Annotated in this window: 10 protein-coding genes; 5 read left to right on the top strand and 5 right to left on the bottom strand. The window is 60.6% G+C overall.

Features of this window, described 5'->3' with window-relative positions; all coding sequences use genetic code 11:
- A partial coding sequence (locus JNB89_RS16560; protein ID WP_223216780.1) for a hypothetical protein occupies window positions 1-1,814 on the top strand: 1,814 nt, incomplete at its 5' end.
- A gap of 72 nt (window positions 1,815-1,886) precedes the next feature.
- Here the strand turns inward: JNB89_RS16560 and JNB89_RS16555 are convergent.
- Both JNB89_RS16555 and JNB89_RS16550 read right to left on the bottom strand, forming a co-directional pair.
- Window positions 1,887-2,519 carry an FMN-binding negative transcriptional regulator gene (locus JNB89_RS16555; RefSeq protein ID WP_220362970.1) on the bottom strand — a complete coding sequence of 211 codons (633 nt, stop codon included), beginning with the start codon at window positions 2,517-2,519 and terminating at the stop codon, window positions 1,887-1,889.
- 320 nt (window positions 2,520-2,839) lie between these two features.
- Window positions 2,840-4,399: a hypothetical protein gene (locus JNB89_RS16550; RefSeq protein WP_220362969.1), complete on the bottom strand. Its 1,560-nt coding sequence runs from the start codon at window positions 4,397-4,399 to the stop codon at window positions 2,840-2,842.
- An 849-nt stretch (window positions 4,400-5,248) separates the two neighbouring features.
- Here JNB89_RS16550 and JNB89_RS16545 point away from each other — a divergent pair.
- Entirely contained in the window at window positions 5,249-6,367 is a 1,119-nt protein-coding gene (locus JNB89_RS16545) for a glycosyltransferase (protein ID WP_220362968.1), read from the top strand.
- Window positions 6,368-6,474: 107 nt separating this feature from the next.
- Here the strand turns inward: JNB89_RS16545 and JNB89_RS16540 are convergent, their stop codons facing one another.
- Window positions 6,475-7,407, bottom strand: a complete 933-nt coding sequence (locus JNB89_RS16540; protein WP_223216785.1) for an FkbM family methyltransferase — start codon at window positions 7,405-7,407, stop codon at window positions 6,475-6,477.
- A 404-nt stretch (window positions 7,408-7,811) separates the two neighbouring features.
- Between JNB89_RS16540 and JNB89_RS16535 the strand changes: the two genes are divergently transcribed.
- Both JNB89_RS16535 and JNB89_RS16530 read left to right on the top strand, forming a co-directional pair.
- The gene (locus JNB89_RS16535) at window positions 7,812-8,291 is read left to right on the top strand and encodes a carboxymuconolactone decarboxylase family protein (RefSeq protein WP_220362967.1); all 480 of its coding nucleotides are present in this window, start codon (window positions 7,812-7,814) and stop codon (window positions 8,289-8,291) included.
- A gap of 70 nt (window positions 8,292-8,361) precedes the next feature.
- Window positions 8,362-8,769 carry a cupin domain-containing protein gene (locus JNB89_RS16530; RefSeq protein WP_220362966.1) on the top strand — a complete coding sequence of 136 codons (408 nt, stop codon included), beginning with the start codon at window positions 8,362-8,364 and terminating at the stop codon, window positions 8,767-8,769.
- A 645-nt stretch (window positions 8,770-9,414) separates the two neighbouring features.
- On the opposite strand, the gene JNB89_RS16525 is transcribed toward JNB89_RS16530, so the two are convergent.
- The gene (locus JNB89_RS16525) at window positions 9,415-10,329 is read right to left on the bottom strand and encodes an AraC family transcriptional regulator (protein WP_220362965.1); all 915 of its coding nucleotides are present in this window, start codon (window positions 10,327-10,329) and stop codon (window positions 9,415-9,417) included.
- A gap of 102 nt (window positions 10,330-10,431) precedes the next feature.
- Between JNB89_RS16525 and JNB89_RS16520 the strand changes: the two genes are divergently transcribed.
- A complete protein-coding gene (locus tag JNB89_RS16520) occupies window positions 10,432-11,184 on the top strand; it encodes an SDR family oxidoreductase (protein ID WP_220362964.1) in 753 nt (250 codons plus the stop codon).
- 84 nt (window positions 11,185-11,268) lie between these two features.
- Here the strand turns inward: JNB89_RS16520 and JNB89_RS16515 are convergent, their stop codons facing one another.
- Complete coding sequence (locus JNB89_RS16515; RefSeq protein WP_220362963.1) at window positions 11,269-12,126, bottom strand: DeoR/GlpR family DNA-binding transcription regulator; 858 nt, start codon at window positions 12,124-12,126, stop codon at window positions 11,269-11,271.
- Between the last annotated feature and the right edge of the window lie 13 nt (window positions 12,127-12,139).

Below are 12,139 nucleotides of genomic sequence, written 5' to 3'. Positions count from 1 at the left end.
CCCCAACCCCTGCGCCTGCTCCGTCGCCTTCCCCGTCCGCTGCCATTTCCTGCAGCGCGCCCACTCAAAGCGCGGGCGGCACCGCCAACGGCGTCATCAGCGCCGACACGCCCACCACCGATGGTCTGCGCGTCTTTCCGAACAACACGGCGTTCAAGATCGCCATTACAACGAATGCACCGGGCGCCGACACCGTGGTCTGGTCGGTGGCGGACGCGAATGGGGCGATCAAGACACAGGGCAGTTTCGCGGTGAATTCAGGGGTGCAGACCAGCACGCTCTCTTGCAAGTCGACGTGGGCTGGGTACGGCGCGCTGACCGCGACGTTGCGCTCGGCCGGTGGCACGCTGCCCCGAAGCGGTACGCGCCCAACGGGCATTGCAACGTTCGGGGTGCTGCCAGACCTGAATTCGGCGCTCGGCACGGTGACCTATGCGCATCAGGACCAACACAGGTTCGGCATGCAGGGCTTCAACGGCAATATCGCGGCGCTGCGCGCGCTCGGCATTTCGTGGACGATCGACGACCGTCAGGTATCTGCGATGGAACCCAACGGTCCGTATACGTACACTCCCAGTGTGAACGATCTCGATCCGTTCTATAAGGCGAATCCGGATCAGTTACGCATTGTCCGTCTAGACGGCCTGCCCGCATGGGACTCGAAGACCGGCCAGTACAACGACAGCTATTACGCGCCCGTGAACATGACTGAGTTCAAGGACTTCATGGCGAGAGTGGGCACTGATACCAGTTTGATTCGCGCTGCAAACTATCCTAACCAGCAGAAGAATTATTACCAGGTAACGTGGGAGCCGAGCCTCGGCTGGGCGGACAGCGACGCGAATTTCGTCGCGATGTACAAGGCCGCCTACGAAGGCATTCACTCGACGGATCCAAACGCAATCGTGATGGGCACCGGCAATCCTTTCGCCGCGAATTGCGATACCTGCACGACAGGCTACCTGAAGAAGTTCGGCGCACTGGGTCTATGGAACTACATTGACGCCGTGTCGACGCACGGCTACTGGAATGCCGGCACCTATCCGGCACACCCGCCGGAATTGCAGGACTCCGATCCCGATCCGGCGAACCAGGCGAATGCGCTCGACAATCAGATGACGCAACTGCGCTCGGTGATGCAGGCAGGCAAGCCGAATATGAAGCTGTTTTTCACGGAAGCCGGCGCGAGTTACGATCCGGGACTCAGCTATGGCCCGACGGTTCCGTCGCAGAACCAGTTGTTTGCTCACGCAGCGGTCGGCGTGCGCGCGCACATCATCGTGCTCGGCGGCGGCGCTCAAGTCACTACGCTGTTCTATGGTCCCGACTATCCGGGCGAAGTTGGCTACGGATCGTTCTTCGATCTGAGCAACGCACAGGGCGCGTTCGGTGCGTCGAACCTTTCGCCGAAGCCCGAGGCGATGGCATTCGCAACGATGACACGGGTACTGGATGGCACCAACACCCTCGGACGCGTAAAAGGCACGCCGTCCGGCACATTTGCGTACGCGTTCCAGCAGCTTGGCAACGGCAAGGTCGTGACGGCCGCGTGGACGCATAGCAATGCGCAATGGCCGACGAGCGGCGGCGTGTACAGTCAGACCTACTCGACAAGCTACACGCTGCAAGTGGATGGCGCGGGCACGTCGGGAAACGTGACAAGAATCGATGGATACGGCAACGTCAGTACGATTCCGTATAGCAACGGTGCTGTCACGCTGACGCTGACCGAGGTGCCGCAGTACATTGTGTCGAACAACGCCACGGTGGCGAAGAACAATTCGACCGTTCCACTGGGCTACACTGGGCAGTAAGGTTTACATCAATAGGTGCCGGTATGCTGAGGCGTCAACAGCGCTAGCAGGATACCGGCCATGTTGCGTTCTTCATTGCTTCTGCGCAGCACACGCGAGCATCTGGTCGCCGATCGGATTCTCGCGTGCCTTCAGCGCTTCTCCAGCGCCCCGAATATCGCGCGCGTCCTTATTCTGACCAAGCTTGCGCTTGCCGATGAGACGCGTAATGACGATCTCCACGCCGACAATCGCCTTGAGCATGGCGTCGATGTACTCACGAGGCGCGTCTCCCATTTTCCACGGCTGCGGTAGAGCGGCTTCGTGCGTGCGTGTGAGGCGGGCCACTACGCCGCGCACGTATTTCTCGTCGTCGCGAATCGTGATACGCCCGTGCGCATGCACCACGACGTAATTCCATGTCGGTACCTGTCTGTGAGTTTCGTGCTTGCTCGGGTACCAGGTCGGCGAAATGTAGGCGTCGCCCGCGTGGAAGACAACGAGTACTTCAGCGCCATTAGCAAGGTCCTGCCAAAGCGGATTATTCCGCGCCACATGCGCGTGCAGCACGCCCAGTTCGCCTTCCTCCGATGCGAGATCGAACGGAATGTGATTCGCGTCGAGGCCGCTCGCGCCATGAGTAATGAGTGTACCGAACGGGTGCTGCGAAATCAGCGCATGCAACTGGTCTGTGCGAGCTTCGGTGAAATCGGCCGGTAAGTACATGGAGGCTCCGTCAAGTTTCTACCCGCAGTGTGCGCCAGAACAGGCCTATTCTGTAGAGCCAGTCCCCACCACATTTATTGGGCCAGAACGATGGCGGGAGCCACGAATGTATGGGACATCTGCGCACCGGGAGCAGTCGGGTGCCGCGCGCATCTGATTGCGAAGGGCGAACTGGTCGCTGCAAATATGGGCGCAAGGCGTCACACGCGCAAACGTCAAGCCGCGGCCCAAGCACGCAACATTCATGCGGCAAAAAAATGGCCTCCCGCCGTAACGCAGCGGGAGGCCAGATTTTCAGGCAACTGAGCGGGCTCGCCGGATCAGGTGTCCGCGTGGCTCGACGTGAAATTGCTGAAGGCACCATACGGCGGGTTGAGTGCCGTACCGTTGGTCATAATGCCGTACGTGTTGTTGCCGCTATCAAGCACGTAGTACATGACCGACTGGATGTTATGCGTCTTGCGTGCCGCATAGAACGAACCCAGTTGCGAGGTAATGTAGTTTGCCCGATAGGTCTGCGTCTGTTCGGGGCCGGTATTCCATTCGGTGATGAAGAACGGCACACCGTATCTAGCCTTGCAATAGGTCGGCAGATCGATGCCGGGGCCTGCGCCGTCCGTACCGATGTCGAAAATGTTGCCATACACTTCGTAGTTGTGCCACGTCGTGATGTCCCATCGCACCTTCGGATAGCCGCCGCTGCCGTCGGGCTGCATGCCGTCCCACAGCGCGTCCGACGCACCGACGTCCGCCACGCAGAAGTTGATGCCGCATTTCGCGCCGGGCTGAGCCGCCTTCACGCCGTCGATCATGCCGCGCATTGCGCCACGCATGATCGGCCAGTTCGCGTTGTTGAAGTCGAGCGCCTTGGTGCCTGCGTTGGTCGAATCGATAATGATTGCGCTGTCGCGGGTCAATTCGTTGCCGCATTCATAGAACGTCACGCCGTACTGCTTGAGCGTGTTGGCGATTGTGAAGGCGGTGCCGTAACAGGCGTTGTACGCTGCGGATTCGCCTGCCAGCAGTCTGCCGCTGCTGTCGCGAAGGCCCAGGTTGACCAGCACGAGCAGGGTCATGCCTGCCGATTGGAATGCTTGCGCGAGCTTGACTACGGCATTCAGTTGAGCGGCGTCTCCAGAGCAGCCGACGCGGTAGCTCGTGCAACCAAGGCCCTTCAGGATCGAGACGACCTGCGCGGGCGTGTAAGTGTAGTCAAAATGCCCGTTTATACCGAAGAAGCTGCCCGCGGTGGCCGCAACAGGCGTGCGCGGATCGCTGCATGGCAGCCATTGAGACGCGACCTCGGCGTTGGCGTAGAACTGTCCGCTCGTATTGCGGCAATAGATCTTGCCGCCGTACCACAGCACCAGCGACACGTTGTAGTTGTTGCCCACCACAGCGCCGTTTCGCGAGATAACACCATTGGTGAGCGTCCACACGGCGCCCGTCTTGTCGATGATGCTGGACGCGGAGGGCATCGTGGTGCCGTCCGGCGAAGTAGTGCCGAGACGCGGATCGCTGGAAGCCTGCCACGTCGATCCCGTCCACTGATAGAACTGGTTGCTCGTGTTCTGTACGTAGATGTTGCCGTTAAAGCACAGTGCGAGAACCACGTTGTAGTTGTTGCCCGCCCTTGCACCGTTGCGATAGGCGACGCCGCCCGAAAGGGTCCATGTCGCGCCCGTGCCGTCGATCAGTGACGTTGCCGGCGGCATGGCTGTGCCGTTGGCCGAGCCGGTCTTTGCAGTCGCACTGGTTTTCTGTGCGCCTGAGGAAGTCGTTGCGCCTGTTTCTTCCGAGCCGCCGCCACCGCATGCGCTCAACACCACACTACCGCCCAGCGCCGTCAGTGCGCCAATAAATTGTCTTCTTTTCAACATTGTTAATTATTCCGCTATCGAGAAAGACCCCGAATAAAGTCCAAAATGTGGTTCTTATATGGGTTATTGCTTTTTGCGAAACCAGAAAACGTTATTTTTTATTGGCACTACTGATGATCCAGGAAATCCGAGTGCTGTTCGGGCGTTAAGCTGGGTGTTGCAGTAATGGTTAATGCCGCCGGATCGAACAAACCGGTTCGACAAGCATGCGCGAGCGGGTCAACGCTCGAGCCGCCGCTTGTACCGGGGGCCTATTCAGCAGTGGAATTAACTGACTTTGTTTCCAGGACCCGCTCGCATGAGCAAGTCTCGCAAACGTTTCATCTGAGGAAAACGCTGAACCACGTAAATATTGCGTATTCCTTAATGTCAACGGGGTAGATCTTACCCGGAATGCGAACTTTCCAACACGGAAATTAGTTGTGTTCCGCCAGAAAGCAAGATTGTTTCCGATCACATGAGGAAAGCCGAAGGAATTGCACTATCTCCTTATGGTATGGGGACTGTACGACCCGTAACTTTTCCACTTTGACCCTAAGAATAGCGCGTCATTTTTTCCGCTTTCGCTGCGCGCTGGCGTGTGACTCGTCGAGGTATTCGTGCGACCGGGTCGGGTGTCCGCCTGGCGGTCAGCACTTTCGGACATCGTGCGCGCTGCATCCGGTCGATATTGGCGCGTTTTCAGGTGATTCCGGCCATGCCCGGCACTTTCTAGCATGCTAAGCTGGACTGAAGAATGATGTTTCACATCATTAGATATGCGCAGCGGGGTTACCACGACGAGGTTGGAGATGTCGATAACCCTTTCGCTTATTGTTCCGCAGGTGCAGTCTGACCGGAGATTGTCGAGTGTCGCAGATTATTGAAGAGCCCCGCGCTGCGCGGGGAAATAATGAAGACAGAGGGTCCCGCCCGCGCGTGCTGATGTGCCCTTTCACCAATCCCACCAACCGCTATATAGAGATTCAAAAAGATCTGTACAGGTCTGTCGGCTACGATGTTGCGCCACTATCGATCAAGGGCTTGCTTAAAGGCGGTTTTGCCGACCTGTTCCGGCCAGAGAATATACTCGTGTTCCATTGGCTCGAGTACCGGCCATTTAGCCGGCAGAAAGGCACCGCCCGTCTGAGTGTGCTCGGGTGTTTGATTTTTGCCTTTTATTGCGCACTGATCCTGCTTGCGCGCGCCAAAACGGTGTACTTCGTGCACGACCAGGCTGTGCACGACACCGTGGGGTTCAACCGGCGCCTGTCGGTGCGCATCATTGCGTTCGTGCGCCGCATCGCGGATTCTCGCGTCGTACATGCGCCGGATTTTCAGGCGCCGTTCCGTGCACAGTACTTGCCTCACCCGTTGTACTGGGATTCGCCAGGCCATCCGCCGCACCATGCAAAGGCGCAACACTCTACGCCGCTTTACACGATGCTGGGCGTGATTCGTCCGTATAAGCAGATCGACGCGGTACTCGATCTCTGGCCGACCGACTGCAAGTTGCATATCGCCGGACACGGTACGGACGCTTACCTGGCTACGCTAAACGAAATCATCAATAGAAGGTCGCTGCGAGAAGTAGTGCGCCTTGAATCCCGTTTCCTCACCGACGCCGAGTTTGCACAAAGCATTGCCGACAGCGACGTGCTGATTCTCCCGCACGCGGCCGACTCGATGCTGGTGAGCGGCGCATTCTTCGAGGCTATTGGATTGGTGCCGGTATTGATCGCCCGTTCGACGCCGTTCATGAAATGGGCGGCAAGGAAGTTCAACAATGTGATTCTTTTCGATCACATCAGCGAACTTCCCGAGCTCCTGCAGACGGTCAACAAGTCGTGGGAGACGTTTGCCGGCAATGCGAGTCGTCGCAAAGCACTCGACGAGTTCGGCTGGAAAGCCTGCTGCCGGCATTACGGGCATTTTCTCGAGACGGTCGGGGGCCACGCGAATGCGGTCGAAAAGCCGGTAACTGAGTGAGTCAGCGAGTGAGTCAGCCTTCGTGTGCCAGCGCCTGCTGACCCTTCTGCGACTCACTCCACCTCGCTCCGGAAGCGCCAGCACTGCCGGCAGCAATCTCCGTCCTCTTACTCCGCGCGCGCCGGCATCCGGGTGGCGAAAATGTCCACGTAGTTCTGTGGGTTGTCCCGCCACTGGGTGATTGTGCCGCGCAAGCGCGCCGTGACTTCGGTGATTGACTCCGTAATGCCTTGCCTTCCGGCTTTCGCGTCGGTTTCTTCAATTCGCCCGTGGGTGAAGTGCGCTTCGAGAAACTGCAGCACGATGTTGGGATCTCCGCCAAGCCGCGCCATATGATAGGGCGACCATTCGATCAGAATGGCGTCGGCTCTCGCGAGCGTATTGCGGCCGCCCGCAATGACGTAAGGCTCGGCGCCTTGGGTGTCGATCTTGGCAAACACTGGCCCGGTCAGTTGCATTGGCACGTCGTCCAGCCTCATGCAGCGCACTTCGATGATCTTGCGCCCCATTTCGTTCTGCTTTGCCGGAAGGCGGGTTTCAATGTGAAGGCGATGGTCACCCAGATTGCCGTCGGCAATTTCAAACGGCAACACTTCCTCGCGCTCGTGGAGTGCAAGCTGAAAGGTCTCTATATTGCCTGACGGACAGTTCTCAGCAATGTTGCGCAGCAGGTTCCGATAATTGACCGGTTCCGGCTCGAATGCGTAGCACTTCACTCGCTCGTTGTGCTGCGCAATGGGGATAGTGGTCATGCCGATATTCGCGCCGATGTCGAGGTACGTTCCTCCCGAGTCGCCGAAGAACTTTGTCAGCTTGTCTGCCAGTTCGGGCGCCCAGCGCCCGGTTTCGGCATATTTGCGCAGAATGCTCAGGTCGTTGGAGCTACTAACCATCGTGCCGTATTGGCCATCAGCCGACAAGCGCACCACGTTCAGCTTGCGCGAAAGGCTGGAAAGGTAGAGATAGCCATACTCCCTCGCGAGCGCGCTGTCCTCGAGGAGTGACTTCGCCATGACGTGCCGCAGTCTCAGGGGCAGCATCGAAGTCACGGCGCCTGTTGCGTGGAGTATGAGTTTCTTCATGCGAAAGAGCATACCGCAGCGTTATTTCACCGTGAGGTCGATGTCTCCGCGCTTTCGGCAAAGGCATCAACGAAATCGGCCATTGCCTGCCGAGCGGCCGCTCCGGCGTTCCGGCGGGCGAAGCGCTCCGTTGCAAATTGCGTGATCGCGCGTTTCCAGGAGGCGAGGATTGTTGTCTTTCAGGCGACACCGCGGTGTCACTCGCAGACTTCCAGCGGTTGTCCGAGCCTGCAACCCGCATCTTTTCAATTGGTGCCTTAAGAACAACACCGTGGTCCCTTTTATACGTCTACCGCACCGGAGGGCGTCCGCCTACCATGACTTCGAGCCGCGCAAATTCAAGCGTTCACCAGGAGAAGTCAATGACTCAGCGCATCAATTACATCCAGCAGTCGCCCGAACTGTTCAAGAAACTGCTCGATCTCAGCAATCAACTGAAAGAGAGCGCAATTGAAGAATCGATTCGCGACCTCGTGTCGATCCGGGCGTCGCAGATCAACGGCTGTGCCTTCTGTGTCGACATGCATGTCAAGGAAGCACGCATACATGGTGAGCGGGAGCTGCGTCTGTATCACATCGCGATCTGGCGTGAGTCAACGCTGTTCGCGTCGCGAGAGCGTGCAGCCCTCGCATGGACGGAAGCGTTGACGCAACTCGGCGCGCAAGGGGTGCCCGACGATGTCTACGAAAGCGTGCGTACTCAGTTTTCTGAAAAAGAACTCTCGGATCTCACTTATGAGGTCATGACTATCAACGCCTGGAACCGCGCTAACGTTGCATTTCGCACGGTGCCCGGTTCGGCCGACAAGGCATTTGGCCTCGACAAGGCGAATCTCGCCTGATCTGTCGAGTTCCGCTGTTCTTCTTCGAGCTACGTCCCGCGCGTGCGGGCCGCGCTATTGGAGGCGCATCATGCTTCGACTGAAAACTACCGCGATCGCCACGCTCGTCGTTGCGTGTGCCTTGGCTGGCGCGGCGCACGCGGCGGCGCCGGAAGCTATCGTGACCCCGTTGATGACCAAGCCGCTCGACGACTATCCCGGCAAGGAAGCGTTGCTGATCAACGTGACCTATCCGCCGGGTTCTGTCGATCCGGTGCATCGGCATCACGCCCACGCGTTCGTCTATGTACTCGAGGGGTCCGTCGTGATGCAGGTGAAGGGCGGCCAGGAAGTGACGCTGACAGCCGGGCAAACCTTCTATGAAGGTCCGAACGATGTGCACACGGTTGGCCGGAACGCGAGCCAGACCCAACCTGCCAGGTTCGTCGTGCTTCTACTGAAGGACAAGGGCGCGCCTGTTCTCGTTCCGGAGAAGTAAGCCGCGTCGCCGACTGGTCATTCGCGGGTTCGTTGATTTGATGACGGACGCGATTGCGGCGCTCAATCAGCCCTGTCTCGGCGAATTCAATGCGGACTACCTGGACGCCGGGCATCAGGCGTGAGACTGCCTCAGTAGCGCCACAAATGACGCTGTCTCGTTGTCGGCACGATTGCCAGGGTCGCATCGAGCGTCATGCTGAGAGTGTGTTTCCCTTGCCCCAGCCATTGGCCTGCCATAGGTGCCGGCGCGGCAACGTCAAGTGTTCGCAAGCCTGTCTAGCGGAGTGGAGTTCGGGCGCCTACCATTGGATCATGGCTTCGGGATCAATGTACTGAGTCAAGGATCGCTGGGGTCGTTAGTGGAGGGCATCATGATTCCTCTCGGACCTCTGGCGGTGTTTTTCTTCTGGCTCATGCTATCCGCGCTGAGCATCGGCCTCGCGCTCGCGGTTTCGTTCAGCGGTATTTTCTGACGCCGCTCATCGCCCCTCATATCGCGCAGCTCATCGTCGCGGGAAGGCCGGTCTCGTCACCGGATACCTGGACTGAAGCATCTGTTCTGGCAGCACTACTATGCGTCCAGCGAAATGCTCAAAGTGTGCGAGGGGCGCGCCGAACCGGGCTTGTTCATCCCACCAGCGTACTAGGCACCTGTCGCGCTCGCCTGCTCGTCACGCGCATACTGCGTGGGCGGCCTGCCCACGTGCCGCGTGAACGCGACGCTGAACGTGCTGGCGGAACTGTAGCCGACGCGCTCTGCAATCTCGGCGACGCGGCCCTGGTTGCGACGCAGCAGGTCTTTGGCAAGTGCCATGCGCCAGGTGAGCAGATATGCCATTGGCGCTACGCCAACCGCGCGGCTGAAACGTTCGAAAAACGTCGAGCGTGAAAGCGCCGCTTCCTTCGCGAGCTCGGCGACCGTCCACGCGTGCATCGGCCGTTCGTGCATGACGCGGATTGCGGCCGCAAGGCGGCCGTCGGCCAGGCCGCGCACCAGTCCCGGTGACGCGTTCGTCCCGGCCGCCGATCTCAGCGCTTCGATCAGCAGCACTTCGAGCAGCCGCGACAGCACCACCTCGCGCGCGGGCCGCTCTTCGCGCCATTCTTCCCGTACAAGATTGACGAGCGTGACCAGCCGCGGCTCGCCGCGGACATGCACGAACTGCGGCAGCAGCGACACGAGCAGCGCGGCGTCCGGCGAACCGAAGCTGCAGTGCCCCGCCATCATGCGCGAGTCGATCAGGTTGTTCGCGGCGCCGATCTGGAATTCGCCGTTGCCGAGCGCTACCGGCATCGACGTCTCGCCGCCCGGCGGCGGTGCGAGGCTGGTTATGCAGACGTCGTGCGCTGCGGGAACCAGCAGAAAGTCGCCTGAGCGCAGCTCGAACGGCTCGTGAGCGTCGATGGCGATGCGGCAGCCGCCGTCCAGCACCACACAGTAAAGCGGCTGGCCGGTATCCGAGCGGCGGATGCGCCACGGGCTCGCGCCGAGCACGAGTTTGGAATAGCGCGCGCTTGGCTGCAGCAGCGTGACGACCTCGGCCAATGGATCGATCATTGCCGGACTCCTGCAAATGAAATCTGGATTGTCGATTGTAGTCAGTGCGGGCGCTGCCATCTATCGTAGCGGCATGTGCAAACCACCCCAACAGGACTTTTCATGCCGACCGTACTGATTACCGGCTGTTCTTCCGGCTTTGGTCTCGAGACCGCCCGCTATTTTCTCGACCGCGACTGGAATGTCGTCGCGACCATGCGCACACCGCGCGCGGACGTACTGCCGCCTTCGCCCCGCCTGCGGGTGCTGGCCCTCGACGTCACCGATAACGAAAGCATTCGCCGCGCGCTCGAGGATGCGGGCCCGCTCGACGTCCTCGTCAACAACGCGGGCTTTGGTCTCGCCGCCCCGTCCGAGTTGACGCCGCTCGCTGCGGTGCGCGAGGTCTTCGAGACCAACACGTTCGGCACGATCGCGTTGACGCAGGCGGTGCTGCCGCAGTTCCGTCAGCGCGGGGCAGGCGTGGTCGTGAACGTCACGTCGAGCGTGACTCTGAAGGCTTTGCCCCTGATTGCCGCGTACAGCGCGAGCAAGGCGGCGGTGAATGCGTATACGGAATCGACTGCCGCGGAGCTGGCGCCGTTCGGCGTGCGGCTGTGCCTCGTGCTGCCGGGCCGTTCGCCTGAAAGCCGTTTTCGCGAGAATGCGCAGAGGCACGGTCTCGAGCACGAGGCGTATGCCGATCTCGTCAACCAGGTGCTGACGAGCTTCGCGGATACGGCCTCGCCGATCACCCACCCGCAGGACGTAGCCGAGGCGGTGTGGCGCGCGGCGACTGATCCTTCTTCGCCGATGCGTATTCCGGCCGGCGCCGACGCGGTGGCATGGGCGGCCGAAGCAGGACTCTCGCGTTGACGGTGCACGGGCGCGCTGGTTGCCGAGCCGTGAGCCCGTTGCAAGGCTCGCTAGCGGCTCGTGCCGTGCCCGATCACATTTACATCAATCCGGCGCTGAGGTGGCACCGCGAGCCGCTGAGGTGGCACCGCGAGCCGTTGTGTCGCGGGGCGTCGCCGCAAGTGGTGGGTTGTCGAGGTCCGCGGTCTCCACGACGACGCGTTCCAACGCCCGGAAAGGAGCGAGGCGCGCCTCATCGGCGACGCTCGACGTGATGAGTCGCCAGTCGCGCTCGAGCGGCGTCCAATGCTGCTGCCGCGAGCGGCCGAGCTTATCGGCGTCGGCCAGCACCATGACCTGCGCCGCGCGCCGGATGATGCAGTCTTTCAGATAAGCCTGCTGCGCGCTCGCCTCGCACAGCCCGAACTCGGCCACGACGCCGTCGGCGCCGAGGAACGCCTTGTCCACGCTCAGACGGCTCAGCGCAAGTTCAGCGAGCGGCCCGAGCGTGCTCATGCTCGAATTGCGCAGGTCGCCGCCAATCAAAGTCAGGTGCACGCCCGGCGCGTTCGCAAGCGTCATCACCGCAAGCAGGTTGTTGGTGACCACATGAAGATCGACCCGCGAGCCCAGATGCCGCGCGAGCGCGGCGCAGGTCGTGCCGCCGTCGAGCAGCACCGTATCGCCGTCATGGACGTGCGCGGCAGCGGCCCGCGCGATGGCTTCCTTCTGTTCGCGCTGCATAGCCTTGCGTTCTTCGAGCGACGCCTCCGGTTCGTGCGAGCCGATCAGTGCGGTCGCGCCGCCATAAGTGCGGACCAGACGACGCTGGTTGGCGAGCGTGGTGAGGTCGCGCCGCACCGTTGCCTCGGAGACGCCGAGCGCGGCGCTGAGCTGTTCGACGTTGGCGTCGCCGGTCAGGACGAGATCGAGAATCGCGCGATGGCGCTCGGACGCTTTCATGGCTGTCATCTGC

The organism is Paraburkholderia phenoliruptrix (genome assembly GCF_019511605.1).
Classification (GTDB): domain Bacteria; phylum Pseudomonadota; class Gammaproteobacteria; order Burkholderiales; family Burkholderiaceae; genus Paraburkholderia; species Paraburkholderia phenoliruptrix_A.
The sequence above is the reverse complement of the archived record's forward strand: the minus strand, read 5'-3'. Positions and strand labels throughout refer to the sequence as shown.

Bases quoted from the DNA above. Each gene is read 5' to 3' on its own strand.
- JNB89_RS16555 (WP_220362970.1), bottom strand. From the start codon at position 2,519: ATGTACTTACCGGCCGATTTCACCGAAGCTCGCACAGACCAGTTGCAT.
- JNB89_RS16550 (WP_220362969.1), bottom strand. From the start codon at position 4,399: ATGTTGAAAAGAAGACAATTTATTGGCGCACTGACGGCGCTGGGCGGT.
- JNB89_RS16540 (WP_223216785.1), bottom strand. From the start codon at position 7,407: ATGCTGCCCCTGAGACTGCGGCACGTCATGGCGAAGTCACTCCTCGAG.
- JNB89_RS16535 (WP_220362967.1), top strand. From the start codon at position 7,812: ATGACTCAGCGCATCAATTACATCCAGCAGTCGCCCGAACTGTTCAAG.
- JNB89_RS16530 (WP_220362966.1), top strand. From the start codon at position 8,362: ATGCTTCGACTGAAAACTACCGCGATCGCCACGCTCGTCGTTGCGTGT.
- JNB89_RS16525 (WP_220362965.1), bottom strand. From the start codon at position 10,329: ATGATCGATCCATTGGCCGAGGTCGTCACGCTGCTGCAGCCAAGCGCG.
- JNB89_RS16520 (WP_220362964.1), top strand. From the start codon at position 10,432: ATGCCGACCGTACTGATTACCGGCTGTTCTTCCGGCTTTGGTCTCGAG.
- JNB89_RS16515 (WP_220362963.1), bottom strand. From the start codon at position 12,126: ATGAAAGCGTCCGAGCGCCATCGCGCGATTCTCGATCTCGTCCTGACC.